This is a genomic window from Streptomyces sp. NPDC005574, from assembly GCF_040605435.1.
Classification (GTDB): domain Bacteria; phylum Actinomycetota; class Actinomycetes; order Streptomycetales; family Streptomycetaceae; genus Streptomyces.
Genome location: NZ_JBEXCW010000002.1, coordinates 64,854 through 89,518, shown reverse-complemented (window position 1 = coordinate 89,518; position 24,665 = coordinate 64,854). Strand labels below are relative to the sequence as shown.

The 24,665-nt window shown below is 70.4% G+C and carries 35 protein-coding genes; 3 read left to right on the top strand and 32 right to left on the bottom strand.

The genetic code is table 11. From position 1 onward, the window contains the following. Positions 1 to 11: 11 nt before the first annotated feature. The gene (locus ABZT03_RS02085; protein ID WP_356032214.1) at positions 12 to 443 is read right to left on the bottom strand and encodes a minor capsid protein; all 432 of its coding nucleotides are present in this window, start codon (positions 441 to 443) and stop codon (positions 12 to 14) included. 36 nt (positions 444 to 479) lie between these two features. Here ABZT03_RS02085 and ABZT03_RS02080 point away from each other — a divergent pair, with 36 nt between their 5' ends. Continuing rightward, the gene (locus ABZT03_RS02080) at positions 480 to 1,064 is read left to right on the top strand and encodes an HNH endonuclease signature motif containing protein (RefSeq protein WP_356032211.1); all 585 of its coding nucleotides are present in this window, start codon (positions 480 to 482) and stop codon (positions 1,062 to 1,064) included. On the opposite strand, the gene ABZT03_RS02075 is transcribed toward ABZT03_RS02080, so the two are convergent. From ABZT03_RS02075 to ABZT03_RS02040, 8 genes are all read right to left on the bottom strand, one after another. Next, a complete protein-coding gene (locus ABZT03_RS02075) occupies positions 1,061 to 1,411 on the bottom strand; it encodes a hypothetical protein (RefSeq protein ID WP_356032208.1) in 351 nt (116 codons plus the stop codon). The genes ABZT03_RS02080 and ABZT03_RS02075 overlap by 4 nt on opposite strands. After that, positions 1,408 to 1,725 carry a hypothetical protein gene (locus tag ABZT03_RS02070; RefSeq protein WP_356032206.1) on the bottom strand — a complete coding sequence of 106 codons (318 nt, stop codon included), beginning with the start codon at positions 1,723 to 1,725 and terminating at the stop codon, positions 1,408 to 1,410. Before ABZT03_RS02070 ends, ABZT03_RS02075 begins: the two co-directional genes overlap by 4 nt. After that, positions 1,722 to 2,111: a hypothetical protein gene (locus ABZT03_RS02065; protein ID WP_356032203.1), complete on the bottom strand. Its 390-nt coding sequence runs from the start codon at positions 2,109 to 2,111 to the stop codon at positions 1,722 to 1,724. The genes ABZT03_RS02070 and ABZT03_RS02065 overlap by 4 nt, the downstream gene beginning before the upstream one ends. A gap of 3 nt (positions 2,112 to 2,114) precedes the next feature. Then, positions 2,115 to 2,399 (bottom strand): hypothetical protein, encoded by a 285-nt coding sequence (locus ABZT03_RS02060; RefSeq protein WP_356032201.1) that lies wholly within the window; start codon positions 2,397 to 2,399, stop codon positions 2,115 to 2,117. Between the two features lie 2 nt (positions 2,400 to 2,401). Next, positions 2,402 to 3,409 carry a major capsid protein gene (locus ABZT03_RS02055; protein ID WP_356032198.1) on the bottom strand — a complete coding sequence of 336 codons (1,008 nt, stop codon included), beginning with the start codon at positions 3,407 to 3,409 and terminating at the stop codon, positions 2,402 to 2,404. A 46-nt stretch (positions 3,410 to 3,455) separates the two neighbouring features. Next, complete coding sequence (locus ABZT03_RS02050; RefSeq protein WP_356032195.1) at positions 3,456 to 3,896, bottom strand: hypothetical protein; 441 nt, start codon at positions 3,894 to 3,896, stop codon at positions 3,456 to 3,458. 299 nt (positions 3,897 to 4,195) lie between these two features. After that, complete coding sequence (locus ABZT03_RS02045; protein ID WP_356032193.1) at positions 4,196 to 4,375, bottom strand: Rmf/CrpP fold protein; 180 nt, start codon at positions 4,373 to 4,375, stop codon at positions 4,196 to 4,198. A gap of 3 nt (positions 4,376 to 4,378) precedes the next feature. Next, entirely contained in the window at positions 4,379 to 6,607 is a 2,229-nt protein-coding gene (locus ABZT03_RS02040) for a phage minor capsid protein (protein ID WP_356032190.1), read from the bottom strand. Between the two features lie 110 nt (positions 6,608 to 6,717). Between ABZT03_RS02040 and ABZT03_RS02035 the strand changes: the two genes are divergently transcribed. Beyond that, positions 6,718 to 7,215, top strand: coding sequence for a hypothetical protein (locus ABZT03_RS02035; protein WP_356032187.1), 498 nt, complete (start codon positions 6,718 to 6,720; stop codon positions 7,213 to 7,215). A gap of 3 nt (positions 7,216 to 7,218) precedes the next feature. On the opposite strand, the gene ABZT03_RS02030 is transcribed toward ABZT03_RS02035, so the two are convergent. The 11 genes from ABZT03_RS02030 to ABZT03_RS01980 all read right to left on the bottom strand — a co-directional run bounded on the left by ABZT03_RS02030 (position 7,219) and on the right by ABZT03_RS01980 (position 16,869). Then, complete coding sequence (locus tag ABZT03_RS02030; protein WP_356032185.1) at positions 7,219 to 8,700, bottom strand: phage portal protein; 1,482 nt, start codon at positions 8,698 to 8,700, stop codon at positions 7,219 to 7,221. 10 nt (positions 8,701 to 8,710) lie between these two features. Beyond that, entirely contained in the window at positions 8,711 to 9,952 is a 1,242-nt protein-coding gene (locus ABZT03_RS02025) for a PBSX family phage terminase large subunit (RefSeq protein WP_356032182.1), read from the bottom strand. 3 nt (positions 9,953 to 9,955) lie between these two features. Continuing rightward, a complete protein-coding gene (locus tag ABZT03_RS02020) occupies positions 9,956 to 10,480 on the bottom strand; it encodes a helix-turn-helix domain-containing protein (protein ID WP_356032180.1) in 525 nt (174 codons plus the stop codon). A 69-nt stretch (positions 10,481 to 10,549) separates the two neighbouring features. Beyond that, positions 10,550 to 10,948: a hypothetical protein gene (locus ABZT03_RS02015; RefSeq protein WP_356032177.1), complete on the bottom strand. Its 399-nt coding sequence runs from the start codon at positions 10,946 to 10,948 to the stop codon at positions 10,550 to 10,552. A gap of 680 nt (positions 10,949 to 11,628) precedes the next feature. Next, positions 11,629 to 13,005: an IS1380 family transposase gene (locus ABZT03_RS02010; protein WP_356032175.1), complete on the bottom strand. Its 1,377-nt coding sequence runs from the start codon at positions 13,003 to 13,005 to the stop codon at positions 11,629 to 11,631. Positions 13,006 to 13,261: 256 nt separating this feature from the next. Further along, positions 13,262 to 13,459, bottom strand: a complete 198-nt coding sequence (locus ABZT03_RS02005; RefSeq protein WP_356032172.1) for a hypothetical protein — start codon at positions 13,457 to 13,459, stop codon at positions 13,262 to 13,264. Positions 13,460 to 13,530: 71 nt separating this feature from the next. Next, entirely contained in the window at positions 13,531 to 13,935 is a 405-nt protein-coding gene (locus ABZT03_RS02000) for a hypothetical protein (RefSeq protein ID WP_356032169.1), read from the bottom strand. Positions 13,936 to 14,016: 81 nt separating this feature from the next. Further along, the gene (locus tag ABZT03_RS01995) at positions 14,017 to 14,325 is read right to left on the bottom strand and encodes a hypothetical protein (protein ID WP_356032167.1); all 309 of its coding nucleotides are present in this window, start codon (positions 14,323 to 14,325) and stop codon (positions 14,017 to 14,019) included. A 56-nt stretch (positions 14,326 to 14,381) separates the two neighbouring features. Then, on the bottom strand, positions 14,382 to 14,816 hold the full coding sequence (locus ABZT03_RS01990) for a hypothetical protein (RefSeq protein ID WP_356032164.1): 435 nt from the start codon (positions 14,814 to 14,816) through the stop codon (positions 14,382 to 14,384). A 401-nt stretch (positions 14,817 to 15,217) separates the two neighbouring features. Further along, positions 15,218 to 16,087 carry a hypothetical protein gene (locus ABZT03_RS01985; RefSeq protein WP_356032161.1) on the bottom strand — a complete coding sequence of 290 codons (870 nt, stop codon included), beginning with the start codon at positions 16,085 to 16,087 and terminating at the stop codon, positions 15,218 to 15,220. Further along, positions 16,084 to 16,869, bottom strand: coding sequence for a hypothetical protein (locus ABZT03_RS01980; protein WP_356032159.1), 786 nt, complete (start codon positions 16,867 to 16,869; stop codon positions 16,084 to 16,086). Before ABZT03_RS01980 ends, ABZT03_RS01985 begins: the two co-directional genes overlap by 4 nt. On the opposite strand from ABZT03_RS01980, the gene ABZT03_RS01975 reads away from it, so the two are divergent. Further along, positions 16,863 to 17,018, top strand: a complete 156-nt coding sequence (locus ABZT03_RS01975) for a hypothetical protein (protein ID WP_356032156.1) — start codon at positions 16,863 to 16,865, stop codon at positions 17,016 to 17,018. The two genes, ABZT03_RS01980 and ABZT03_RS01975, sit on opposite strands and share 7 nt — an antisense overlap. A gap of 244 nt (positions 17,019 to 17,262) precedes the next feature. On the opposite strand, the gene ABZT03_RS01970 is transcribed toward ABZT03_RS01975, so the two are convergent. From ABZT03_RS01970 to ABZT03_RS01915, 12 genes are all read right to left on the bottom strand, one after another. Further along, a complete protein-coding gene (locus ABZT03_RS01970; protein ID WP_356032153.1) occupies positions 17,263 to 17,793 on the bottom strand; it encodes a hypothetical protein in 531 nt (176 codons plus the stop codon). Between the two features lie 89 nt (positions 17,794 to 17,882). Then, positions 17,883 to 18,350, bottom strand: a complete 468-nt coding sequence (locus ABZT03_RS01965; protein ID WP_356032151.1) for a single-stranded DNA-binding protein — start codon at positions 18,348 to 18,350, stop codon at positions 17,883 to 17,885. After that, positions 18,350 to 18,877, bottom strand: a complete 528-nt coding sequence (locus tag ABZT03_RS01960) for an HNH endonuclease (protein ID WP_356032147.1) — start codon at positions 18,875 to 18,877, stop codon at positions 18,350 to 18,352. The genes ABZT03_RS01965 and ABZT03_RS01960 overlap by 1 nt, the downstream gene beginning before the upstream one ends. Before the next feature lie 299 nt (positions 18,878 to 19,176). Continuing rightward, positions 19,177 to 19,638, bottom strand: a complete 462-nt coding sequence (locus ABZT03_RS01955) for a hypothetical protein (protein ID WP_356032144.1) — start codon at positions 19,636 to 19,638, stop codon at positions 19,177 to 19,179. After that, positions 19,635 to 20,339 (bottom strand): cell surface glycoprotein, encoded by a 705-nt coding sequence (locus ABZT03_RS01950; RefSeq protein WP_356032141.1) that lies wholly within the window; start codon positions 20,337 to 20,339, stop codon positions 19,635 to 19,637. Before ABZT03_RS01950 ends, ABZT03_RS01955 begins: the two co-directional genes overlap by 4 nt. Before the next feature lie 4 nt (positions 20,340 to 20,343). Next, a complete protein-coding gene (locus ABZT03_RS01945) occupies positions 20,344 to 21,231 on the bottom strand; it encodes a hypothetical protein (RefSeq protein ID WP_356032139.1) in 888 nt (295 codons plus the stop codon). Positions 21,232 to 21,546: 315 nt separating this feature from the next. After that, positions 21,547 to 22,164 carry a hypothetical protein gene (locus ABZT03_RS01940; protein ID WP_356032136.1) on the bottom strand — a complete coding sequence of 206 codons (618 nt, stop codon included), beginning with the start codon at positions 22,162 to 22,164 and terminating at the stop codon, positions 21,547 to 21,549. Beyond that, entirely contained in the window at positions 22,161 to 23,186 is a 1,026-nt protein-coding gene (locus tag ABZT03_RS01935; RefSeq protein WP_356032134.1) for an ERF family protein, read from the bottom strand. The genes ABZT03_RS01940 and ABZT03_RS01935 overlap by 4 nt, the downstream gene beginning before the upstream one ends. Continuing rightward, positions 23,183 to 23,557 (bottom strand): hypothetical protein, encoded by a 375-nt coding sequence (locus tag ABZT03_RS01930; protein WP_356032131.1) that lies wholly within the window; start codon positions 23,555 to 23,557, stop codon positions 23,183 to 23,185. Before ABZT03_RS01930 ends, ABZT03_RS01935 begins: the two co-directional genes overlap by 4 nt. Beyond that, on the bottom strand, positions 23,554 to 23,868 hold the full coding sequence (locus tag ABZT03_RS01925) for a hypothetical protein (protein WP_356032128.1): 315 nt from the start codon (positions 23,866 to 23,868) through the stop codon (positions 23,554 to 23,556). The genes ABZT03_RS01930 and ABZT03_RS01925 overlap by 4 nt, the downstream gene beginning before the upstream one ends. Before the next feature lie 87 nt (positions 23,869 to 23,955). Then, positions 23,956 to 24,138 carry a hypothetical protein gene (locus tag ABZT03_RS01920; protein ID WP_356032125.1) on the bottom strand — a complete coding sequence of 61 codons (183 nt, stop codon included), beginning with the start codon at positions 24,136 to 24,138 and terminating at the stop codon, positions 23,956 to 23,958. Beyond that, the gene (locus ABZT03_RS01915; protein ID WP_356032123.1) at positions 24,135 to 24,365 is read right to left on the bottom strand and encodes an XRE family transcriptional regulator; all 231 of its coding nucleotides are present in this window, start codon (positions 24,363 to 24,365) and stop codon (positions 24,135 to 24,137) included. The genes ABZT03_RS01920 and ABZT03_RS01915 overlap by 4 nt, the downstream gene beginning before the upstream one ends. Positions 24,366 to 24,665: the final 300 nt, after the last annotated feature.

Here is a 24,665-nt window from a genome sequence, read left to right as displayed (position 1 = left end):
GGACAGTCCTCCTACTCAAGTCGGGGGTGCGGCCGGTGGGCGCGCACGGTGTAGTTACTGGTTCGCTCGAACCTGCCGAGGCTGTCGGCGCCGAGCGGCGCGGCGGACTGACGGGTGATCAGCACGACGCGGGCCGTGCCGAACAGGAACGGGCCGGAGTTGTGCAGCACCTCGAACACGGCATCGTCGAGGGCGGCCACCTCGCGCGGATCGGGTCCGGCGCGGGTCCGGGCCTGCACGAACACGGTGGTGTCGGTGAGGTTCTGCGAGTTGGCCGTGTCGTAGGCGGTGAGCACGACGGCGCGGTTCGGACTGTCCGGCATCACGGTGTCCGTGATCGCTGTCTCGCCCGTCTCGTACACACCGTCGGGCCGGTAGGTGGCGATGCCGGCGGTATCGAGCAGGTGCGCGAGGCCGTCGACGATTTCGGTAAGGAAACTCATCTGGTCGTTGTCCTAGGTGCTGCGTAGGGTCTCGGTATGACTCAGGACCGACCGGAAATTCCAACAGCCTTGAAAAGGGCTGTTCTTGTTGAGGCGGGGCATAGATGCGCTATCCCCACATGTCGACAGACCCCTGTGGAGCTGGCGCACATCGCCCCGTGGTCAAAGGTCAAGGAGCACACGTTCGACAACCTGATTGCGCTGTGTCCTACGTGTCATACGCGGTTTGATCGCGGCGAAATGGACCGTAGGTCGATGCTCCAGTACAAACAGAACCTTGAGGTATTGAACGGCCGCTACACCGATGTGGAGCGTCAGATACTGAAGATCTATGCCCGGATTTTAGGGGAGGTGGAACGGGAAATGCCTGATGGAGGGTCCTTGCTCACTCTCATGCGCGACTCAGTAGGGGCGGCCGGCACGTTCGGGTTCGGTGATATAGCGATCCATCGAGACATGGTGTGGCTTGTGTCGAACCTGCTGGATGACGGCATTGTTGAAGTGCACAAGCAACCCACTGAACGGGGCGCTGAACCTACTCCGCGCCCTAACGGTGCCGTGTTGTTGACGCGTAAGGGAATAGACTTGATCAAGCGCATGATTGCGGCCGAGCCGCTCTAGCGAAGTGCCCGCCGGACCTGCGCGGCGATGATCTCCGTAATCGTGCCGTTCTCCTCGTGCAACGGCCCTTCCAAGTACTTCGCCGTACGGCCCTGGTCGTGGCGGTAGGTCAGCTCCTCGTGCTGACGCACGGCGTACGGGGTGTCGTAGGAGACGGCGGCCGTGATGGACTGGTCGTCGACGGAGACGACGCCGGAGCGTTCCAACGTGCCTTCTTCGATCGGCACGCGCTGTCGGGAGACTTCCAACAGGTGTTCCGCGCCCAACCGCACTCCGCGCACGGCGCCTTGACGCATCGCGGCAAGGGCGGTGTTCCCGTTCCATCTGATCCGGGCGCGCTGGGTCACTCGCACATCACCTCCGTGGACGCGGGCACGGGCAGGCCGGGCGCGGTGTGGTGGGCGACGTTGATCACGGTGGTGGTGCGGCCGGTGGGCAGGGTGACGCGTGATCCGGTGGGGCAGTTGAGGTCTGGGCCGGCGTATATCTGCGCGGTCGAGACGACTTCGGCGCCGGTTGCGTCGCGTACGCGCTTGATCGCTTCGGCGACCAGGGCGGGCACGTCCTTGGTGGGCGGGCCGTACTTCGGTCCGTACGCGCTGGTGCCGAGGTACGGCTCGATGATGATCCGGTGGCGGAGTAGCCAACGGGGCACGTTCACCGGATCACCCCCGGCAGTAGTCCGGCCCGTTTCAGGGCGCGGAACGCGCGGGGGGCGAGGTCGACCTCGTTCGCGGTCGGTGTGCTGTCGCGGCGATCGGACAGCGATACCGGGCCGATTGAGACGCTGCCCCAACGGCCAGCCGCTCCGGTGCCGTCATCGCCGGTCGCCAACTGGTATTCGACCTGCGCACAGGTCGCGTCGGCGAGGGCCTGCACGATCTTCGGGTTGGTCGGCATGCCGGCGGTGTCGGTGCAGTAGAGGGCGGTGAGTAGGGCGTCGTCGACGTCCTCGGACGCGCGGGCGAGGAGACGGCCGGCGTCCGACGGGGCCGGTTGCCCGGTCCATGCCGCCAGTTGCTCGGGAGTGGCGTAGACGCGGGCCATCGCTCACCCCCCGTACTGCTCGGCGAGCTGCTCCTTTGTGAGCCGCTCGGCGGCGGCCTGCTCGGCGCCCTGGGTGAGGGCGTAGGCGACCCATTCGGCCTTGGACGCGGAACGGGCCGGAGGCTTGGTGTCCTGCGGCCCGTCCTCGTCGCCCTCGACGGTGTACCCGTGGCGTCTGGCGTAGGAGATGACGGCGGGGTTGTCGGTCTCGGCGCAGCCGTCCTCGAACATGAGGCCACCGACGCCGGCCCCGCTGTAGCCCTCTACGGGCGCGGTGATGGTCGCCATGGTCAGGCCACCTTGATGTTGCGGAACACGGCGGCGGCCTTGGTCGCCTTGAGCGCGACGGCGACCGGCCCCATTTCGACCTCGCCGCGCTTGACGGCGCCGGCGGTGGTGAAGTCGGGAAGGTAGCTGGCCACGATCTGTCCGCCGGCGGTGGCCACGGCGTGGAATCCGTCGAGGCCGGCCCGGTAGGCGTAGAGGTCCGTGAGGTTGGTCGCGGCGGTGCCGCCCACAGTCCGGTTCTCCACGGGGATGATCGGGTTGTTGGTGCCGGCCTTGGCGCCCGGGTCGGCGAACACGATGTTGCCGTACTGCTCGCGCTCGATCGGCCGGCCGTCGGCGCCGAGCAGGCCGTCGACGGGGTTGCGGGTGTACATGCCGGCGCGGCGGGCGGCGGCGCGCACGCGGGCAAGTGCCTTGGCGTTGCCGAGGACGATCGACGGGGCGCCGTCGAGGAGTGACAGGAACTCGTCGAGGGCGTCGAGTGCCTGGTGCACGGTGGCCGGGTTCGTGTCGAAGTTCGACCAGTCGGTGACCTGGGCGGCGCGGTACTCGGTGTCGGTGCCGGTGAGCGCCTTGTCGAGGCCGTCGAACCCGTTCGCGTCGACCGCGACGTCACCGTTGACCACGGCATCCTGGAACTGGGTCGAGGTCGCCTTGATCTTCTGCGCCATGTTCAGCGCGACGGAACCCGACGCGGCCGGGCCGATCTGTGCGATCACGCGGTCGACCGAGAACGAGCCACCCAGGACAGCGAGGTCAACGCTGTACTTCTGGGTGGTGACGTTGCTGTCGGTGTACTCGCTGTTGAGCGCACGGAAACCGGCGGTGGGCTGGGTGATCAGGCGCCGGTACCCGTAGGTGAGGGTCGCGCCCCCGCCGGCCGGGTTGACGGCCTGGTCGAACTGGAGGGAATCGAGGACCGCGGACGACTTGCGGAACTCGTCGATGACCTGGACGTCGAGGTCATCGGTTGCGTTGTTCTTGGCCTCGGCCAGAGAAACGGCGGGCATGGATGATGCTCCTGTCTACGGGCCCGATCGGGCTGGGGAGTGGTGATCAGCCGTTGGCGGCGAGACGCGCCGCGATGGCCTGGTCGAGCGTGGCGGGCTTGGTGTCGCCGGCCGGGTTCGCGTCGAACGCGGCGCCACCACGGGCCGGACCGACGATGAGGCCGAGGTGAGGGTTCGCCTGCACGGCGGCCGTAATGGCGGCGCTGACGGCGCTCGGGTCGGCGGCGTTCACCTGGCCCATGGCGTCCATGAACGCCCGGGAGTCGAGCAGGCGGGACACGTCGGCGCCCGCGGTCGGCGCCGCGGCGATCACGGCGGACTGCGTAGCGAGCTGCCGGGCGGCGTCCTGCCCACCGGTCACGGCCTGCTGCGCCCACCTCGGCAGGCTCGTCACGTTGCCCTCAACGGCCGGCGCCTGCGAGACGGGCACAGCCGGAGCGGTGGGCACCTGCGGGACCGGGGCGGGCTGCTGGGCGCCCTTGATCATGTCCTGGGCCCACTGGGGCAGGCTCGCAACGTCCTGTGTTGCAGGCGCGGCCGGGGCCGCGGGGGTAGTCGGGGCGGCGGGGGCCTGCGGCGCGGCAGGGACCGGGGTCGGGGTTGGCGCGGTGGGGGCCGAGGGCGCGGCCGGCGTGGTGGGCCCGGTCGGGGCCGCGGGGGTAGTCGGGGCGGTGGGGGCGGTCGAGGGGGTCGGCTCGGGCATCGGGGGGTCCCTTCCTGGGGGTGCGGGCATGCAAAAGGGGCCCGCGGCGGCGGGCCCCTGGGGGTGCTGTGATCGGGTGAGCGCTACGTGCCGGCGTCGTCCTCGCCCTGGTCGTCGACCGGGCGGGAGCGGGCATAGCCCTTGATCCATGCCGTACGGAGCAGGGAGGTTGCGGGGTACGGGCACGTGGTCGGCTCGTCGCCGTTGCGTCCGGCCTCGGCGCCGGCCAACAGGGCGCGCACGATGTCCTCGCGGGTCCCCACGGCTCACCTCTTGTTCTGGTGGTCGGACTCGTTCTTACGGGCGTCGGTGGCCCCCCGTTGGGCCTTGCCGGTGGCTTTCTCGATGAACTCGGCCTGTGTGAGCCGGCCGTGTTCCGCCCACCACTCTTTCAGCTCGTCCGACGCGCGCGCGTACGCGATGCGGGCCGGCCCGCTGAACAGGGTGATGGGGTTGTGTCCGGCGGCCTGTGCCTTCTTGTTGAGGAGATAGCCGTTCGTGGCGTCCTCGGCGGCGAGCATTTGCTGATACACGTACTCGTCGTACATGGCGCGGGCCTCGGCCCGGGTGACGATGCGCGCGGTCTCCTCGGTGACGCCTCGGGCGGCGTCGGCGGCGATGGTGGTTGCCAACTCATCAGCCCACGCTGCGTCATCGGCGAGGGCGCCCCACCCCTCGGGGTCGGGGGCGTTGCCCATGGACTCGGCGAGGGCGTCGCGGTCGGCGAGCAGGTCGGCCACGGCGTCGCCGGTCGCGACCGGCGCGGGCAGGGGCACGGCGTCGCGGCTGTCCATCTCGGCGGCGATCCGTAGTAGCTCGTCGTCGTTGGCGTACTGCATGCACCACGCCAACGCGTCGTCCCCCACGGCCGAGAGATCGGCGGCAAGGGTGCCGTTCGGGAAGTACGCGGCGAGCAGGTCGCGGCGGTGCGCCTCGGCGGCGAGGCTGGACACGTCGTCGATGCCGTGCTCAATCGCCTCGCGCACACGCGCGGCCAACTGGTCGTCCGACAGGTGCACAAGGTCGGTGCGGACGTCCGGCAGATGGGCGGCGAGGTCGCGGCGGTCCATCTCGCCGGCGATGCGGAGCGCTTCGGATGTGTCGACGTGTCTGAGCAGGCGGCCCAACTCGGTGTCCGACAACCCGGTGAGGTCGTCGGCGAGGCGTCCGCCGGGGGCCGCGCGGTCGAGCAGGTCGTCGAGGTCGCGGCGGTCGGCCTCGGCGCGGATCCGCTCGCGGGCGCGCTGGTCGAGCAGGCCGGACCGTTCCGCGGCGGCGAGCTGGTCGTCAGTCATCCCGCGCACGCTGCGCTCGTCGCCGGACCACACGCGGGCGGCGTCGACCTGCTCGGGCGTCGCCGGCGTGCGCCGCTCGGGGATGTTCGAGGCGCCGGGCTGCTCGCGGTGGCGCAACCGGCGTAGGTCGGGGTGCGCGTCGAGGTGGCCACGCATGGCGCCCTGCCACTGCCTCACCTTGGCGTTCGCCTGGCGCTTGGCCTCGGGGTCGACCGCGGCGGCGGCGCGGTTCTTGTACTTCCTGATGTGCCGCTCGATCTCGCGCTGTCGTTGTCCGGCCTCGTACCCGTCGGGGTCGCTGTTCGGCTCGTCGAGTTGCGTGATGCCGGGGGTGTAAGCGGACGTCGAATGACGGCAGTTGGGGTGCTGCAACCCTGCCTGTCGGGCCTCGTCGAGGGATCCGGCGACGTCCACGGTGACCATGCGGCCGTCCTCGATGGCGTGCTCGACCTCGACCGTGCGCGCGCCGGCATCCCCGGACAGGGACAACACCTTGCCCTCCCACCGTCGACACAGTGGGCACTCGCGCGGGGCGTCGGACACGATGACAAGATCGATTCCGGCGTCGGTGAGAGTGTGCGCGTGCGCCTCGGTCGCGGCTCGCCCGACGGACGTCCGTACGGCCATCTCGGCGTAAGAGGTGAGCTGCCATCGGCGGCCGGCGCGGTCCGTGAACGACGTGATGCCGCGGTCGGCCCATGCACGCATGGCGTCCTGCGTGGCCTGCCGGCGGGTGCCGGTACCGAGCAAGGGCGTTGCGGTGACCTCGGCGACAACGGCGCGGTAGCCGTCCTCGACGGTCCGCAGAATCGACGCGTGCCGGTCGGTCAACAGGGTGACGGTCTGCTCGGCGAGGCGGTCGACGGCCTGCGCGTTCGGGGTGACGTCGTCGACCAGTCGGCGCGCGTCATCGGACAGGGCGCCCAACTCGGCGACGGCGGCCCGGTGACCGGTGTTGTACGCCTCGGCTACGGCGTCGAACACGTCGAGGGTGACGGCCTTGCCCACCTCGTCGACAACGGCCTGTGAGGCAGTGCGTAGGGCCTGCACGGCAGACAGCTTGCGCTCGGCCCACCCCGGGGCGTCGAGGCCGGCGGTGAGTTGCCGGGCGATGATCCCGAGTAGGCGTTCCTCGGCCTGCGCGTAGAGGTCACGGGTGCCCGTGGCGAGGTCTTCCACTATGCCCGAGTGGATCGGCACCGTGGCTCTCCCCTCAACCCTCATTGTGAGTTCTCCCAGTTGCAGAAATAGCAGAACTGCGACGTACTGGAGTAAGGGCCAAAACATAGTGAGAGCCACGGGGAGATCCCATGACTGCGGTCGCATGGATAGCGTTGGCTGGCCTACTCGCCGCCTGTACGCAACTCTTCTTCCTGAATCGCCATACTGCCGAGTTCGCTAAGCAAGCAGCGGCAAGCGTTGAAGCCGCAAAGGCAACTTCTGATGCCGTAAATGCTTCCGTGCATATCACCATGGCACAAATGATGATCGAGATAGATCGGGTCTTCCTTGAACGCCCCTCCCTACGTGCCCAGTTCTATGGTCGACCTGACGGAAAGGCTGGCGCGGGGCAGGTAGACCACAGAGAACAAGAGACCCAAGCTGCTGCGGAGATGCTCATTGACTTCGTTGAATGTTTCCTCGGGCATCGAAATTACATGCCAGATGAGTTCACCTCGTACTGGAGGGCTTACTTTTCTGATCTGATGAGTCGTAGCGATGCGTTCCGGGACTTCTGGGATCAAAATCGCGATTGGTATGGCGGCGTCGTGCATGAATTCCTGGATCCGCTGCGCCAAGCTGCATGATATTCAAAGGGGGAAGCTGCCGACCGGGTCGGGTGCGGCAGCACCAGTCTCGGAGAGGATGAGTGCAACCTCGGCCATGACGGCGGTGTCGTCCCATTCCGGGTGTAACACCTTGACCTTCGTCGCGGTACTGACGGCGCCGGCTCGGGCGAGCAGGTCGAGGGTTGTCCCGAGGGACTGCATCGACTCGGCCACGCCCGATCCGAACTCGACGGTGGGGCGTTCGGGCGTGACACTGCTGCCGAAAATCGTCCGGTCGAGCAAGAGCTGTACCTGTAGCTGTTCGGTGAGGGCGTGCCGCCAATGTCCGGCCTTCTTCGTCCGGGTGATCATGCTGCGTTGCGTGCGGGCGTCAACCTCGGTGGCGGTCGCGGGTTGCCCGTCGGCGTTGAGGCCGAACGAACTGGGCGAGTAGCCGGCGGCTTGTGCTGCCTGCTTCACCAAACTCTCGGCGGTCGTCCGGTGCTCGTCCACCCTGATCCCGAACTGGGCGAGGGTGATGCCGTTCCCGCCCTCGGTTGGCGGGATCTTGAGGCCGGCCCATACCTCGGCTTCCTCGTCGAACGTGGCGCCCTGTCCGGGGCCGTTGTCGCGTAGGTAGCCGTCCGGGACTATGAGGCGCGCGCGGGCGAGGCGGATGTCTCGCATCCAACTCGTCCATGTGGTGTCGAGGCTGTCGAGTAGGTCGTGAATCGGGGCGGCGTAGTCGCTGCGCCCGATTGGCGCGGTGCGGTGCAGCCGGTTGGGGAGCATGTTCGGCACGTAGCTCGCGGTGAGCTGGGGTATGCCGGTGCTGATGGTCTGCCCGTCGCCCTCGCTGTCGAGGCTGTCGACCAGGGTGCGGGTGTCGGGGTGGTCGGCGAGCGACATGGTGCGGCCGAGGTTGTCGCGGGTGCCCTGGTACAGGGTGTGACGGACGTAGCCCGGCTCGTGCGCCTCGATGTGACGCCATACCTCGCGGTCGCCGGCGGGACCGGGCAACTCTCGCCAGAACTGGACCGACCGGAGCATGCCGAACCTGAACTCGGGTACGGCCTGGTCGGGTTGCATGGCTGTGATCATCGGGTAGTCGGCGACATCGCGGTCCCACGTGGTCCGCAGGTAAACGCCAGACAGGGCAGCGGCCTGCTCGGCGGCGCCGAGGCACATGGATTGCAGCCGGCCGCGGTCGGCGAGGTCGTCGAGGCGGCCCTGAGTCGCGGTATCGGTGGCGGTGATCTTCGGCATGTCGGCGAACAGGAGATCGGCGGAGGTGGCGGCGATGTCGCCGGCGAGGGGGACGTGTAGGCGGTGGTCCGGGCGGGTGTCGCCGTTGCGGCGGCGTCCCCACAGGCGCCACTTTCGCTCGCGGGTGGCGTGGTGGCGGTAGAGGTTGGACAGGCGGTTGCGGTCACCGGAGTACCAGGCATCGTCTATGGCCATCTCGCGGTAGTGGCGGGCCCACTGCGGCGGCGGCCATGGGGTGTTGTCCGCGGGGAGCGGCATCGGTGACCTCCTAGGCGGCGAGGGTGAGCAGGTGGCGCCACTCGTGGGCGGTGGAGTGCACGGCGTAGCGCAGTGCGTCGGCGCTGTGGTCGTCCGACTTGATCGGGGCGTCGTCGCCGCGCTCGGTGGCCTTGGGGTCCCACGAGTAGCCGGGCAACTCGGCGAGCAGGCCGGTACAGGACTCGTGCACCAGGAGCCGGCCGGCGGCGAGCAGGGCGGCCACGTTGCGGATGCCTTCCACCACGTCGTTCCGGGCGCGGGCGAGGCCGGGGTGCCCGTCCTGCCACATCTGCGTGGTGAACGATGCGGCGCTCGGGTCGATGAACGTCCACTCGGGGGTGACGGCGAGGTTGGCGAGCCATGACCGGACGGCGCCGCTGTACTGCGCATCGGTCATGCTGCGGCGCGCAGTACGGGAGTCGTGGCGCCACTCGTTGGTGACGTACAGCCGGCCGTCGACGCCCTCGCCGAGCAGGATGGCGGCGAACGGGTTGGTGGTGCCGTAGTCGATGCCGCACCAGTAACGGCGCATGGCGGGCAACTCGGCGACGACGTGCCGGGCCTCGTCCCACATGTCGTAGACGGCGCCCTCGGCGACCACCCACGCGCCATCGATCATCCGTCGACGCCACAGTCCGACGTACTCGGCGGTGAGGTCGGCGACGTACTCGGGCGACAACGACGGGTTGTCGGCGAGGCGGAAGTGCCACGCGCGCAAGTTCAGTTCGCCGACGCGGTCGATGTATCCGGTCTTGAGCCAGTGCCGCGGTGAGTCGGGGTTCGTCGTGGCGAACAGGCGGGCGCCGGGCACGGACAGGCGGGCGAGTAGCTGCGTCCAAAAACCCTCGGGCAACAGGGTCGCCTCGTCGACGTAGGCGAGTTGCGCGGTGAGGCCACGTAGCCGGCCCTCGGCGCGCGCGTCGGCGGCGCCGATCAGGTGGACGGTGCGGCCGAGGATGACGGCCGTGGTGGCGCCTCGGGTGTGCACGACGTGCCGGGCGAGGGGGCCGAACAGGGCGCGATCTTGCAGGGGTTCGAAGACGTTGCGTTCGATCGTCTGGAGGCTGCGCCCACAGACGATGATCAGTCCCGACGGGCCGGCCGTGGCAATGGCGATGACGAACGCCAGTAGCGAGGCGATCGTCTTGCCGGACCGGACCGACCCATGCCAGAGGTTGATACGGGCCGTGGCCTGTCCGATGGACGTGAGCTGTTTGCGGGACAGGGGCAGGCGGTCGAGGGCGAGCAACATAGCTCACCCCCCGTCCGCGGCCCCCGTGGCGTCGGGGTCGCCGGCGGCCTGCGCCAGTGCGTCGCCGAGGGCGCCCAACATCGAACGCACCTGCTCGGATCCCTCGCCGCCCTCGACGGGGGCGAGGCGTAGGGACTGCTGAATGGCGGTCGCGGTGGCGCCGATGATCTGGCGCTGGTCGGCAAAACGCGGTTGGTCGAGGTGGACCTGTTGCCACTTCCCGTCTTTGCCGGCGAACTCGCCGTAGACGGTCGGTTGCCAGAGCTGCGCGCGTAGCCTCTCGGCGTCGTTGTGCAGCGCAAGGGCAAGGGCGGCGCGGCGGTCGGCGAGGTCTGCGGTGCGCACGGCGGTCGCGGCGGCCACCTCGGCGGCGCGGTCGAACGTGAGGGGCGGCTCGAACGCGGCGGCAATCTTGCTGACGGTCGAGGGCGAGCGGCGAATCTCGCGGGCGATGTCGTTGCGGGACTTGCCCGCGGCGTGCAGCTCGCGCACGCGGCGGCGGTCGTCGTCGTCGATGGGGCGGCCCACGGCTCACCCCCTGTGGACATGCGGAACGCCCCACCGCGGCGGGACGGTGGGGCGTTCGCGTGCCGGTCGTTATGCGGTACAGGTGGCGCCGGTTTGGGCCTCGTACTCGGTCTTACCGTCGTCGAGGCCGGTCGAGGCTGCGCCGATGTTGCCGACGGCCTTCTTGCCGTTCGCGAGTCGGTTGTCAGACGTGCCCGTGCCGCCGGTCGCACAGTTGATCTCTACGAAGTAACCGGCGTCCTCGGTGAGTTTGCCGGCCACGTCGTCGAATACGGTGCGCAGTCCCTCGGTTGACTTCACCTCAACAGTGACGGTGCGCTGATTTCCGCTGGTGTCCTGCTTGGTGATCGCGTACGACGGGACCTTGGCGGCGGCCTTGCTGTCGCTGCTGTCGTCGCTGCTGCTGCATGCGGTTAGCGCTGCGGTGGCGGCGAGCAGAACGGCGACGGCGGCGGTGCGGTACTTCACGGTGGATTCCCCCCACGTAGCGACTGGTGCGCAGTCTGTGACGCGTGAGGGATGCGTGAAGGTTGCACAGAATGCGAAACGCCCCCGCGGGGGGACGGGGGCGTTCGGTCTGCATACGTGCGGCCCGTGTGCGGGCACGCCGGAGACGGCTCCAACAATAGGTCACAGATCGATAACGGCGCAACTGATCGGGTAGCGGGGGGCAGTGCTCTCTTTGAAGCTAGGCGCGGGCCCCTCGATAACCGGCCGTCACACTGGATTCGAGGTTTCCCAACGGGCGCGCACGTTGTGCTGCCCCGAAGGTCCCTCGGGATCGACAACTTCAGACCGCGAGTTACGGCGTGACGGGCTTTGCTCGGCTTGATCATCAAACTAGATGGTCGATCCGAGTGTGCCCAGTCGCCGGAACGACCATCCCGATAGAGAGGGTGAGTCGTTCCGGATGGAGACGATGAGTCACTTCACGACTGGAATGGCCGTGCTCGGCGGTGTGGTGTTGGGCGTCCGCTACGCCCTTAACCTCGATCTTTCGCGAGGGTCCGCCGACGGAGTCGGTGGGCCCTTTCGCTTTCCGGGGCTGATGGTGGGCAGGTCAGCGGCCCAACTGTCGCGTCGGGTGGGCGCCGGGTTCCACTGCCAGGGGCGGGTGATGTTGTCGTTGGGACGGTGGAGGTTGCTGGTCAGCCGGGGTTGGGCAGGAGTGCGAGCCGTTCGAGGGCGGCAGTGATCTCGCGGGTCCAGGGCCAGTGCTGGGTGAGGCGGAGAATCCGGCGTCGGCCGGTGGTGACGAGTTGGGCGGCTGCGGAGAACAGTCGGAATCGCAGGCGGCGGGGTTCCCAGAGTCGGGCCTTGCCGGTCAGGGCGAGCATGGGCATCCAGGCCAGCAGGTCGAGGGCTATCTGGACGATCTCGAGCCAGACCTTGTTCTGTGCTGTTGTGTGGAGGGGCAAGTTGCGCAGGCCGGTGGCTCGGGCGGCCCGGATCCGGTCCTCGGCCCGGGCCCGCAGCCGGTGACGGAGCTCGAGAGCGGCGATCGGCCGGTCAGGGGTGTTGGTCGCGAAGCACGTGATCCGCATGCCGTCCGCGTCCGTGATCCTCAACTGGGCGCCAGGGTGGGGTCGTTCCTTTCGGACGATCAGTCGCATGCCCTTGGGCCAGCCGTCCAGGAGCTTGCCGGTGAGCTCGGCGACCCAGGCCCCGTCTCGGGCCTCACCATTGGTCTCGACGGCCGGGGTCCAGGCTGAGCTGGGGGCCTTCAGTACGTGTTCGTGGATCGCTTCGGTGACGGTCATGCCGACCGAGTAGGACAGCCATCGTCCTCGCCTGGCGAGCCAGGACACGAAGTCGTGGGTGCCGCCGGCGGAGTCCGTGCGGATGAGGGTCTGCCGCCCTCGCCGGTAGTGCTTGGGCAGTTGGGCCAGGGCGAGTTGAGCGGTGGTGATGTGGTCGGCTGCGGTGTTGGAGCCCGCGTTTCCCGGGCGGAGGAGGGCGGCGAGGGGCTCACCGGTTCCGCCCGGTCCGTGGTCGAGGAAGGCCGTCAGCGGGTGATGCCCGTAGGTCTTCTTCCAGGTCGCGGCCGCTTCCTCCTTGTCGGAGTGGGCGATCACGAGGACGCCGTCGAGATCGATGACGACCTGACCATCGGCGTCCGGGGCGTTCCCGCCGGCCAATGACCAGGCACGATGGCGGACTTCGGAGCGTGCGGACCGGATGGCCTGCAGGGCTTTCTCGCCGGAGGCGGCGAGGGTGTCGATCAGGCGGGAGATGGTCGGGTCGGAGGCGACCGGGCCGAAGACGGTCGGCTCACACCGCAGCATCGCGACGTCCGCGAGGCAGTCCCCGCCCAGTGCGACCGCCAGGGCGACATCCAGGAGGGCCTTTCCGGGATCGTGGACGGCCCGCGGTTTGCGCCACGGAGCGAGAGCCTGGGATATGGCCTGGTCGAGACCGGTCTTGCGGACCGTTTCGACGAGCAGGACCGACCCGGCCTGGGAGACGACCTGGCGGCCGTCGTCCTGGACACGGACACGGGGGTAGGACCCGATAGAGTGCTTCACCTGGGAAGTGCCTCCGGCGGTGGCAGGAACAAGGACCTCGACAATCCTCATTCTTGCTGGTCAGGGGCACTTTCTGCTTTCCTGACCGCCTGCCGGACAGCCCGCTTCATGAAAGCGCGAGGTTAATCAGATCCCTGACCTGTCCAACAAAGCCGTGCGGGCTATGCGTTCCCTTCGGCGCGTGCGTGAGGAGTGGCGCAAGGGGCGGGATGGCGGGTGAGTGGGGGGCGCGGACCGGTGCGCGTCCGGTCGCCGGCTAGGCGCTTCGCAGGAACTCGGCGCGCTCGCGGGCGTATCGGGCGACGGCCTCGTATCCGGGGTGCTCGGTGTCGCTGTTGGCGAGGAACGGGCCGGCCCGGCCGGCGGTGAACGGATCCTCGTAGGCGAGCAGGGATTCGAGGTGGTCGGCGAGCTGGTCGAGTTCGTCGGCGCGGGCGGTGCGGTCGTCGGTCAAGGTGTCGGCTCCTGTCGGACGGCGCGCCCCGCCCTGCCGACGGTCGGCGGGCGGGGCGGGTGGGGTGTCGGCTACGGGCGGGCGGACGGGCGGCCGTTCTGCTGACGGTGCGGTGGCCGTGTCGGCTGCTGCGTCCGACGGGCGTCATCAGGGCTGATCTGCCTGTTGCTGGGCGTCCACGCGGGGCCGTCGTGCGTGACCCATGGGAGGGACGGCGGGCCGGGCACGGACGGCGCCTCGACGAACTTGTACGCCTTGAGCGTCGGCGCGGTGCCGACGGGTACCGACTGGTGATGCCACGCGGTCCGGTACATGTCGGCAACGATGCCGACGGCCGTCCGCATGGCGGTCGTCAGATCGTCGCCGGTCTGCATGAGAACGGCGAGGTCTCGGGCAAACTGCTCGTCGAGGCGGACGGTGGGTCGGGTGCCGGCGATCGGCCGGGCACGTCGCTGAGTAGGCTTTGCGGTGGTCATGGTGGGGTTTAGCTCCCATCGTGGTTAGTCGGCCCGTCCGGTGGTGACGTCACCGTGTGCGGGCCGCACCTGTGTGCGGGGTTACTGTTCGTCGCCTTGACGCAAGACCCGGTAGACATAGGACTCGGTTACGCCGAGCGTGGCAGCGACGTCGGCAACGCTCTTGTCGGCGGCGCGGGCCTCGCGGATGAGCGCCGGTAGGGTTTCCTCGGTCTGCTTCCAAAGTTTCCGCACGTAGCCGGCCCGGAGCATTCGGCGGTCGAGGGAGTCGGCATCCTTTCGTACGACTTCGCGTACGAGCTTGATCTTGTCCGCGAGGGCAAGTAGCTCCGTGATGTAGACCTCGGTTGCCTTCTCTTCGATCTGCTCAGGGCGGAACGGCTCGGTCATCTGCGGTGCTCCTGTTTGGGCGGGGCCCGCCCTCGGATGAGGGCGGGCCGGATCGTTCACGCGAACAGGGCGCCCTGTTCGCGGTCGAGGGGGAACAGGGCGGGTGTGCCGATCCACTCGCCGCGCCATGTGTTGGCGGCGGCCTCGGTGACTGGGGCTGCGTCGTGGCGGGCTTGATTCTGAGCGGCGGCGAGGTCGGCGCCTAGCGTCGAGGTGGCGCGGCCTGCTCGGTCGAGCCACGTGCGCGCGGCGCGGGTCTCGGCCGGGGTGTGAAGGTGGCGGTTCGTCAGGATGGCCTCGGCGAACGCGCTGATGAACTGGAGTGCGGCGGTCGAGCGCGGGGTGATCACGAGTGTGCGGCCACGTCCGCGGCGTCCGGCGTCGAGGGTGGCGCGTGCGGCAGGCGCGGCAGGGTCGGCGGCGGCCGGGCCGATGGTGAGGTCGGTGCGGGCGAGGTGGTCGGCGAGGGCGCCGGGGATGGCGACGCGCATGGGGGTTGCTCCCGTGGCTGGTGGCGTGTCGGGTAACGTCCGGCGGCCCACTGTACTGAGTTCTGAACCGAATACACAAGCGGTTTGGGTGGAAGAGCAGTGCCCAACTGCCCGCCACCTATCGCAAGTTGTCACGCCTGTTTGCCTCGCGATTCGCCAGACGCTGAGTGCCTGCGGCGGTAGAGTCAAGGCGGCTCATCTCAGGAAGAGGGGGGCGGCCCTCCACGCAAGGTGTAGGGACGCACGCCCCGGAGATGAGGTGTGAAGTGACGGAAACGTCGCAACCTTCCGAGCAGAATGGGAAGATCCGCGAGGTTACGGGCCGGCTTGCTGTCGCCCTGGGGGCACGTGCTCTCTGGGCGTTGATTGAAAGGCTCGTTGGCCATCACTTCCATGGGTGATCAGTAATCACCCCCGTGGGTCCGAGGTGCACCCCCCGTCGTCTCGGACCCGCTCTTCCTCGCTCTCTCCTTGGCCGCTGACATTGCAGCCCACAGGTCGGCCAACTCGGCGCCCTGCCACACGCGGCGGCGGTGGTCCAGGACGGCCGGCGCCGGGCAACGCTCGCCACGTGCGCACAACACGGCCGGTACGTTGCCGGCCTGTGTGACGCCGGTGAGCGGGCCGCGGCACCATGGGCACAGGTGATCGAGCGTCGACCACCTGCTGTCGCGGTTCAGGGCCCGCTCGATGGTCCGCCGCGCGCGGCCGGCCACGGCGGCAACGTGATCGGCGAGCAGGGCGGGCAGGGGCCGGAACAGGTCGCCGTGCGGCTCGTCCAGAGCGCGGCCTTCCAGCCATACGGCGGCCCAATGCAGCCCGTACGCGCGGGATCCGGCCGAGGCGACGGCGGCCGGGCCTATGTCGCGGGAGGTGGGCAGGTTCCATCGGGCGAGGTTGCTGCGGTCGTCCTCGTCGACGGCGGGGCGCTGTACTTGCTCGGCCACGGCGTCGGCGAGGTCGAACAGGTCGCGCTCGACGGATAGGGCGGCGTCGAGGGCGGTGAGGTTGAGTGGGGCGGGGTGCTCCCGCAGCACCAACGGCATGCGCCCGATGGTCGGTTCGGACGGCATGGGGTCGTCGGCGGCCTGCGCGGCGGCGAGCTGGTCGAGGAAACCGGCGCACTCACGCGGCGGCCACTCGGCGGCCGGGGGCTGCTCGATGGCGGCGAGCAGGTCGCCCCACTGCTCGCGAACGGCGGCGAGGTCGACGGCGGCACGGCGGCCGGCGGCCGGCGAGGTGACGGGTGCGGTACGGGTCGGGGTGCTCATCGGGGCTGCTCCGTGGTGGTGACGAACTGGGCGGCCGGGATGCCGGCGGCGCCGTACGGGCGGATGCGGTCGGTGGCTTCGGTCGTGGTGAGGCCGGCGGCGCGGGCCTGCCGGCCGGCGATGACGTCGGGCAACTCGGCGGCCATGGCGGCGCGGTCGGCGCGGCGGTCGCGACGGGCGGCGAACCATGCCGTTCGGTACCGGATAGCGCGGGCCTGCACGGCGGTAAGGGCGGCGCCGAGGCCGTCGAGCTGCTGCACGGCTGTGCGGCGGACGGTGGCCAACTCGATTGCGTAGGCGCGGGCTTGCTCGGCGAGGCGGGACTCGGTGCTGTCAGCGGCCGTGGCGAACGCGGTGTGTATGGCGACCTGCTCGGGCGACAGTCCGTCGTGTTCGGCGACGGCGCCGAGGGTGGCGGCGGCACGCACGCGGGCGAGGGTGGCCTCGGCCTGCTGGGCGCGGGCCTGCCACTGGGAGCGCTGTTCCGTGACGGCTCGGTACGCCGTGAGCTGTTCCTCGGCGTCGACGGCCCGCTGTTCCAACTCCCGTATGGCGGCGTCGGCTGCGCCCCGGTGGCGTTCGAGTGCCTGCGTGGTGCCGGCCATGGCGCGGCGGTTCTCGTCGGCGAGGCGTACCTCTTCGGTGACGTGCTCGCGCAACAGGGCGGCCTCGGCGCTGGACAGGGCGCCGCGGTCGGCGCGACCGAGTAGGACGTCGAGGACGGCCCGCCGGTCGGTGCGGTCGCGGTTGCGGCCCTTGGGGGCGCGCTTGCGCTGTGTCACGGGGTGAACTCCTGCTCGGGAAAGGCGAGTTGGCCGAGGGTGGGCTGTCGGGCGCCGCGGGCGGCACGTCGGCCGGCGGGGGCGTGCTCGGCGGCGCGGTCGCGACGGCGGCATACGGGGCCGAGGCGGTCGACGGCGGCCCGGCGTAGGGGCCGGCCGCAGCGTCGGCACGTCGTCACGGGTGCGGGTCCCTCGGTCTGCGGCGGTCATGGTGGCGGGCGAGGCGCAACAGGTCGCGGTCATCCTGGGCGCGGCGACGGTCGCGACGGCCGGCACGGTGCCGGCCACCGAGGGGGGCGGGGTCACGGCGGCCGGCCCACCAGCCGAAGGGAGCGCCAGCAACGATCACGGTTGCCGTAGCGACCAGCACATCGGCGGCGAGGCTCTGTGTGGTCACTGCTGCGCCTCGGCCGGGTCGAGGTCGGCGGCGTGCGCGTCGAGGGTCTTGCGGATGCTGTCCATGCCGGTGAGTAGGGCGCGGGTGCCGCGGTTCACGCCCCATCGCTCGCGGGTCTCCTCGTGCCGGGTGCGGGCGAGGCGGGCGCACTCGCGGGTGTGCGCGGCGAGCAGGGTTCGGGCGGTGGCGTACGCGGCATCGGCGGTGCGCTGCTGTGGGTCGAGCAGGGCGGCGGCGAGGGCGTGCAGCGCGGGTGAGCTGCTGCTCGCGTTAAAAGCGAGGGACTGCTGTGTCTCCTCGATGGCGCGGCGGCCGTTCGGTCCGATGGTCGCGATGGCGCGGGTGAAGGCTTTGGTGGCGCCGGCCGAGGCGGCGAGCAAGGCGGCCGAGGACGACGCGGGGTGATCGGGGCACGGTGCGCCGGTGGCGAGGGCGCGACCACAACGGCCGTGCTGCGCCTCGGGCGTGAGCGGGGCGCGGTGCTGGTCGAGGTCGACAACCTCGGCGGAGGTGGGGCGGTTGGGCACGGGCGGGGCTCCATGGGGCGAGGCGGAACGGGTGGGCTCGTGCGCGCGCGGGGCGGCCGGCGACCGGTCGCGGGCGCGCGCGGGATCGGTCAAAACTGAGGCTCGTTGCCGTAGCGTCCGGCGGTGTTGTTCGTCGCCCATGGGTCGCCCTGGGCCTGCTGGCCGTAGCTGTTCGAGGTGCTGCTCTGGCGGCCGTTGGCCTTGGTGACGGCGGCGGTGGCGTTGCGCAGGCTCGGCCCGACCTCCTCGACGTCGAGTTCGTACACGGTGCGTTTGACGCCCTCGCGGTCCTCGTACGAACGCTGTTTCAGCCGGCCCTGAACGATGACGCGGGTTCCGCGGGCGAGGGAGGCGGCGACGTTTTCGGCGGTCTGTCGCCATACGGAGCACGTCAGGAACAGGCTTTCGTCGTCCTTCCATTCGTTGGTCTGCCGGTCGAACGTGCGGGGTGTCGAGGCCACGCGGAACTTCGCCACGGCGTGGCCGGACGGGGTGAACTCCAGCTCGGGGTCGTCGACCAGATTTCCGATGACGGTGATGACGGTTTCTCCAGCCATTACGCGGCGGTCCTTTCGGGCGTGCGGTGGACGTGCAGGGGCATGACGGGGGCGGCCTGCTGCTCGCTGGCCTCCGCGCGACGGGTGCGGGCGGCGGCGTTCTTGCACGCGCGGCACTTCCTCGTCCCGTTCTTCGCGCGGATGGTGTTCGCGTCGTCGTAGGCGTGGCGGGCCGGGCAGTGCGTGACGGCGGCGCGGGCGGCGACGTGGTTTGAGCTGCGCAGCACGTTTTCGCGGTGGGTGACCGGTTCGAGGTGGGCGCGGTTCACGCATGCGCGGCGCCGGCACCGATGGTCGACGTCGAGGTGTGCGGGAACGGGCGCTCCGTCGGCGAGGGCGACGGCGGCGCGATGTGCCTTGACGGTCCGGCCGTCGAGCCAGAAGTGCCCGTAACCGTCCTCGTTGATCGCTCCGTCCCACAGTCGGCAGGTGCCGGGGCAGTCTCGGCGGAGTGACCAGGGGCCGCGCTTCGTCTTCGTGTTGAAGCGTTCGGCCGGGGGCGGCACGGTCCGGGCTATGGGCGCCATGCGTGTACCTCCACCGAGTAGATGCGTGGCTCTTGGGTGGTAAGTACCGCCCAAGGCTGGACGATAGCAGGTGTGGGAATGCGCAGGACTCCGAGAATCCCCGGGGGTGACCTGCTAGCGGGGGCTGTGTGCGGCCGTTTCCGGGCCGTTCTCGGCGGGGGCCGAGGTGATCGCCCACCCGTCGGCCTCAAGGGCGCGGATGATGCGCCACGCGGTCATACCGGGCCGGTTTAGCAACTCGCGCACGGTGGCGTCTTCAAGCGCAGCGCGAACAACAGCGGTTGCAGCGTGGGGAGTTGTCACGGGCGGGCTCCTGCGGTGTGGCGGGCGGTGACGCGGCCGGTGGCCTCGCGAGAGACGGGCGGGCACATCATGAGCCGTTCGAGGGCGGCCTGTTCGAGGTCGCGGGCCTCGGCCTTGGCGAGGCGCCGCTCGGACTCCTCGGCACGCCGGCGGGCCTCCTCGACGGCGGCACGCTGCGCCCTGCGCTGCTCAGCGAGCAGGGTCGGGCCGTCGAACTCGTCGAGGGTGCGCCACGTGTCCCACCCCGTGTGTTCCTGAACGATCACGTACGCCCCATCGGCGGCCCACGTGCGGGCGATGCGGTACGCCTTGCGCTTGTCGGGCGTCTTGGTCGCGGCCGGCTTGTTGGGCCGGTCGTTCCAACTCCCCTCCACGCGGAATGAGTTGACGTTATGCGTGCGGTCGGTCGCCTTGGCCTTGCGGCGGTGCTGGCGGGCCTGCTTCGGGGTCGGGCTCATCGGGCGCTCTCCTGGGCGGTGTGGCGGACGGTGGCGAGGTCGAGGCGGGACGGGTGAGCGGTGGCGCGGGGGACGCGGCGGCCATTGCGGCAGGGGTCGCCGGCGTCGGCGAGGCAGTGCTCGTACGGGCACGCCACGTCGAGGGCGTCGGGCCGGTCCTCGGCGGCGGCCCGTTCTCGCGCTGCTCGGCGGGGCCGGTGCTCGGCGAGGGCGTCGGCGACGCTGCGCGGCATGTACGCGCCGAGGGCGGCGCGGCGGGCCTCGGCCCTGTCACGCTCCCCGGGTGTGAGCGCGGCGGCGGCGCCGTACGTGAGTTCGCGGTACGACGTGGGGGTGACGGCTCCGACGGCGACGGCCTGCCGGCCCGCATACAGGGCTCGCACGTACGCAACGGAGTTGTCCGGGTCGACGGCCGGCACGGGGTCGTGATGGCGGCCGATCACGTCGGCCTTGAAGGTGTGCCACGGCCGGGACACGTCCGAGGGGCGGATCGGGTACGGACTGGTGGCGATGTGCCGGCGAACAACCTGGGACGCGTCCCAGTGACGGCCCTCGGGGTGCGGCGCGGTCGGGGCGACGTCCGACAGCAAGTCGGCCCACTGGTCGAGCCGTTCGCCGGCGGCCTCGCGGGTCTTGGGCGCCCGGTCAGGGTCGAGGCGGTCGGCGTAAGCGAGCAGGGCGGCGACCTCGCGGCGATCCATCGGGTTACTTCTCCTCGGCGAGCAGGTCGGCGTACCAGTCAGCGGCCTGTGCGGCGCGGCCGGTGCCGGCGGTGCGGGGACGGTTCAGCGGGATCACGTCGGCTCCGGGGCCCGCGGCGGGGGCGGCCGGTGCAGTGCCGGCGGCCGGGGCGGGCGGGAGTCCGTTCCACGCGCGCAGGAAGTAGCGGGCGTGGGAGACGTCGCGGCGGGCGGCGGCCCGGACGGCGGCCGAGGCGAGCATGTCGGCGCCGGACCGCTTCATCAGGGCGTCGAGGGTGAACCACTCGGTGGTGGTCAGGTCCCACCGGACGATGACGCCGGCGGCGGTAATCGCGTCGACCAGGGGGCGGGCGAACTCCGGGATCGGAGCGACGCGCGCGGGCCCGCGCTCCCTCACTCCTTCACTCACTCCCTCTATGGGTGAGTGATGGGGTACGGATTCCGGACCACTAGCGGTCTGGAATCCCGACCAGAAACCGTCTTGGGCCGCTTCACCTTGCGGACCGGATTCCGGACCGCTATCCGGCGCGGTTGCGGTCCGGGACTCGGACCGCAAACGGTTTGTGGTCCGAGTTTCCGACCGCTGGGCTTGTGGTCCGGATTCCCGACCACAACGGCGGTCGTAGTTGACGGCCTCGGGGATGCGGTACAGGGCGGCGCGACTGCCCGCGGCCGGCTGCTCGATCTCCAATTCGCCCGACTCGATGGCCGAGGCGACGGCGGCGAGGGTGGTGCCCTTGGTGGCGTTCAGGCGGCGCACCAGGGTCGCGGTGCCGATACGCGCGGTCGCCTCGGGCCCGGTGACGGCGTCGGCTACCGCGAGCATGACCATGCGCGGGTTGCCGCGGGTGCGGGAGTGCTGCCACACCCAATCCATGGCGTCGAGGGTCACGGCGGGGGTCGCTCCTGTCAGGGTGGTGCGGCCGGCGGCGAGGGGCGCGGGGGCTCGTCCTCGCCGCCGGCCGGTTCAGTGGGCGGTGCGGCGGCTGGTGTGGGCCGGCTGGTGCTCGTCGCACTTCCAGCCGTTCGCGTAGAAGCGGACGGGGACGGCTCCGCATCGGGGGTTGCCCGTAGTCGCACACGATCGGCGGTTTGTCCTTGACGGCCGGCGTCTCGACCTCGACGGCGAGTTGTCCAGGCACGTTCTCGGGCGGCGGCTCGTCGAGGCGGCGGCGCATGCGGTCGAGGCTGACGGCGGTTGCGCGGGTCACTGCTCGCCCCCCTCGGCCGGCGCTTGGGCGAGGGCGGGCAGATGCTCGGTGAGGACGCCGGAATGCCACCCGGCGGCGACCAATTCGCGTCCGGCGGACGGCTGTTCCTTGCTGCCTCGGGTGTAGGTGAGGCGGTGCGAGGCTGCGCGGGTCGGTCGTATCTCGACGCCGGGCACGTCGTGCACTTCGGCCGTGACGGGGTCGATGTACCGGGCGGTGCCGGCCGCGGTCGCCTCGGCGAGGACCTTGCCGGAGAAGCCAGGGCGCACGCTGGTCACCACCTGGGCGGGCATGAACTCGACGGTGTGCTCGGTGGGGTAGTGGTCGCGCACCCACGCGCGGAAAGCGTCCTCGTCGATCACCTGCGCGGCCCGCTCGCCTCCCTGCCGCGAGACGGAACCGATCTTCGTTCCGTCGGGCAACGTGGCGTCCGTCTTGGTGGTGCCGGCCGCCTTGTACTGCCGTTCGAGCAGGTCGTCGGCGGCGGTCTTGGCGTCCTTGTACGCGTCCTTGACCTGGTCGAGCAGGGCGCCGAGAACGGCCTGTCGGGTGACGGCGTCGCGGATCGCGGCTGGGTCCGGTGCGGTCGGCTTGGTCTGAGGCTGCTCGGTCACGCGGCACCCCCACCGTTCTCGATCACGGCGCGGAACTGGTCGAGTTGGGCGGCCGTGGCCTGCTCGATGGGCAGTCCGTAGGCGCGCTCGAAATCGGCGTCAAGCGTGGGCAGGTTCGCGCGCGAGGCGGCGAGCCTGAGCGCGTTCTCGGCGGCCTCGGGGCTCTTGGCCGGGGTCGGTGGCGCCGGCTTCTCGCCCTGCTTCGGGGCCTGTTGTCCCTGGCCGGTGCCGCGCTTGCGGGCGGCGATGGTGTCGAGTTGGGCGAGGTAGTCGGCCGGGGCGCCGGCTCGTACGGCGGAGGCCCGGATCTTGTCGAACTGCGCGGGGGAGTTAGCGCGTTCGGCGTGGGCGAGGTAGTTGGTGCGCGGGCCGGCCTGCTGCTCGGCCGGGGACTGCTCCCACGGGCCGGGTTCGGCGCGCTGCGATCGGTGCGGCTGCTGCCCGCGCTGTTGCCGCTGTCCGCGTTGCTGCTGGCGCTCGGCGCGGTGCTCGGCGGTCGGCTCGACGGGGTGATCACGGTCGCCGTCGTCGATGCTGCGGCCGTCCACGGGGATCATGAACAGGGTGAACAAGAGGTACTTGAGCGCGGCGGACTGGGCCTTGTTGGTGGCCTTGTCGGCGAAGTCGCTTGCCTCGCCGGGTACTTCGGCGGTGAGGCAGTCACCCGCGGGCCCGTAGACGTGGTACCGCATGGTGATGTTGACGTGCGTCATCTTCTCGCCGCGCCGCTCGGCGTGGTGGTCGGCGATGCTCGGCAGGATGAACAGGCCGTGCGCACGCATCGGGCCGGCCATGGCGCTCATCGCGTCGTCGACCCCGCGGAACTTGTAGCGCTGCTGCTGGTTCTCCTTGTCCTTCGCGACGGGCATCACGTCGCGCATCACGGCGGCGATGGCGGCGAACACGCGGGGGGTGCCGTCGGGAGTTCCGGCGGGGGCCGGCTGGTAGATCGGGGCCGGGACCGGTGCCGTGGGCGTCGGCGCGGCCGGGGCGTGGGGCAGGGGCAGGGCGGTGACGGTCACGGGCGCGGGCTCCGGGTCGTGCGGTGGCGGATGTGGGCGGCGTGCTTGGTGAGGCGGGTGCCGAGGGTGATGGCGTCGTCGGGCGTGAGCACGTCGTCGAGGCGGTCGGCACTGGGGCACTCGTCGAGCAGGGCCTCGCGGGTGCCGTCGGCCTCGGCGGCGCGCATGGCGCGCACGTGGTCGGACACGAACTCGGAGCACACGGCGAAGTCGAGGCGCAGCACACGCGCGGCGTGCGCGGTGAGCAGGCGGCCCACGGTGTCCGGGTCGGCTGCGTAGGACAGGGCGAGGTCGTCGAGCAGGGCAGCAACGCGGCTGCCGAGAGGCAGGCGAACGGCCTGCCCGTCGACCGTGAGCTGAGGGGTGATCACGCGGCCGACTCCGTCTCGGTGACGGCGCCAGTGGCCACGCTGTACGTGCGGGGGCCGGACCAATCGACATCAGGGAGCAGACGGCGGAGCAGGCCATACGCGGCGCGGTGCTGCTCGGCGTCGGCGCCCACGGGGCGGCCGTCGGCGTCGGCGAGGACAACCCACTTCGCGCGGCCGTCCTCGCCGGCGTGTGTCTGTACGGCGGCGGTGCCGGGGGCGATCTGGTCGAGCTGACGCGCGATGACGGCGCGGCGGGTGAGTTGTCGGCGGGCGCGGTGGGCGCCCTGTAGGCCAGATATGGCGCGGGGCATGCGGGTACGCTGCGGGGTGTTCACGATGGTGCCTTTCTGGTGCTGTCGGGCGGGCCGTCCGGGGGCAACCGGGCGGCCCGTCGTTTTTCAGGCGGCGGCGCGGTGCGCGGGGGCTGGGGCCTGCTGGCGTTCGAGGCGCCGCAAGATCAGCTCGGCCTCGGGGGCGAGGCGGCCCGCGGCGCGGTCGGCGTCGCGGCGGGCGCGGGCACGGTCGAGGGCGCGGCGTGCGTTGGCGATGGCCTGCGCGCGGGGGATCACGGCGGCGTTCATATGGCGGCCTGCTCGCCGATGGCCGGCGCGGTCGTCTTGATGAGCTGGGCGGCGTTCACGCCGTAGTGCGCCTCGACGCGGACGGCGAGGGCGGCGGACGGCGCGTTACGGCCGTGCCACAAACGCCATGCCGTGGTTCTTGCAACCTTCAACCGGTGCTGTAGATCTACGGGGCGGCGGTCGCCGAGGGTCTGAGCGGCGGTGTGCAGGGCTGAGCGGTCGTACATGTCACTGTCCTCCCCGTGAGCGGTACGTACCGCCCACGAGTGGAACAGTACACGCGTGGACAGGTGCCGCAAGATCAAATGGGTGGCGGAAAGTGACGGAGATCCTTACGTTTCCCTCACCAAATACACATCTGGGCAGGTCGGAAGATGCCTTCCGATCACGCGGTGCCAATTTCTGGCCACGGAACGCAAGGTTCGGGTAAGGTTTCGCTCACCTGTTCGATGTGGGGGCGAACATGCCATGTGCATATTTTGGACGGCCTATGGGCCGAAAATTGAGCTGTGGAACTACGGACCGCC

Bases quoted from the DNA above. Each gene is read 5' to 3' on its own strand.
- ABZT03_RS02080 (WP_356032211.1), top strand. From the start codon at position 480: ATGACTCAGGACCGACCGGAAATTCCAACAGCCTTGAAAAGGGCTGTT.
- ABZT03_RS01985 (WP_356032161.1), bottom strand. From the start codon at position 16,087: ATGAGCACCCCGACCCGTACCGCACCCGTCACCTCGCCGGCCGCCGGC.
- ABZT03_RS02065 (WP_356032203.1), bottom strand. From the start codon at position 2,111: ATGGCCCGCGTCTACGCCACTCCCGAGCAACTGGCGGCATGGACCGGG.
- ABZT03_RS02060 (WP_356032201.1), bottom strand. From the start codon at position 2,399: ATGGCGACCATCACCGCGCCCGTAGAGGGCTACAGCGGGGCCGGCGTC.
- ABZT03_RS01920 (WP_356032125.1), bottom strand. From the start codon at position 24,138: ATGAACGCCGCCGTGATCCCCCGCGCGCAGGCCATCGCCAACGCACGC.
- ABZT03_RS01960 (WP_356032147.1), bottom strand. From the start codon at position 18,877: ATGGCGCCCATAGCCCGGACCGTGCCGCCCCCGGCCGAACGCTTCAAC.
- ABZT03_RS02000 (WP_356032169.1), bottom strand. From the start codon at position 13,935: ATGACCACCGCAAAGCCTACTCAGCGACGTGCCCGGCCGATCGCCGGC.
- ABZT03_RS01990 (WP_356032164.1), bottom strand. From the start codon at position 14,816: ATGCGCGTCGCCATCCCCGGCGCCCTCGCCGACCACCTCGCCCGCACC.
- ABZT03_RS02050 (WP_356032195.1), bottom strand. From the start codon at position 3,896: ATGATCAAGGGCGCCCAGCAGCCCGCCCCGGTCCCGCAGGTGCCCACC.
- ABZT03_RS02055 (WP_356032198.1), bottom strand. From the start codon at position 3,409: ATGCCCGCCGTTTCTCTGGCCGAGGCCAAGAACAACGCAACCGATGAC.
- ABZT03_RS01915 (WP_356032123.1), bottom strand. From the start codon at position 24,365: ATGTACGACCGCTCAGCCCTGCACACCGCCGCTCAGACCCTCGGCGAC.
- ABZT03_RS01955 (WP_356032144.1), bottom strand. From the start codon at position 19,638: ATGAGCCCGACCCCGAAGCAGGCCCGCCAGCACCGCCGCAAGGCCAAG.
- ABZT03_RS01925 (WP_356032128.1), bottom strand. From the start codon at position 23,868: ATGCCCCGCGCCATATCTGGCCTACAGGGCGCCCACCGCGCCCGCCGA.
- ABZT03_RS01965 (WP_356032151.1), bottom strand. From the start codon at position 18,350: ATGGCTGGAGAAACCGTCATCACCGTCATCGGAAATCTGGTCGACGAC.
- ABZT03_RS02085 (WP_356032214.1), bottom strand. From the start codon at position 443: ATGAGTTTCCTTACCGAAATCGTCGACGGCCTCGCGCACCTGCTCGAT.
- ABZT03_RS02030 (WP_356032185.1), bottom strand. From the start codon at position 8,700: ATGCCGCTCCCCGCGGACAACACCCCATGGCCGCCGCCGCAGTGGGCC.
- ABZT03_RS01995 (WP_356032167.1), bottom strand. From the start codon at position 14,325: ATGACCGAGCCGTTCCGCCCTGAGCAGATCGAAGAGAAGGCAACCGAG.
- ABZT03_RS02035 (WP_356032187.1), top strand. From the start codon at position 6,718: ATGACTGCGGTCGCATGGATAGCGTTGGCTGGCCTACTCGCCGCCTGT.
- ABZT03_RS01950 (WP_356032141.1), bottom strand. From the start codon at position 20,339: ATGGATCGCCGCGAGGTCGCCGCCCTGCTCGCTTACGCCGACCGCCTC.
- ABZT03_RS02025 (WP_356032182.1), bottom strand. From the start codon at position 9,952: ATGTTGCTCGCCCTCGACCGCCTGCCCCTGTCCCGCAAACAGCTCACG.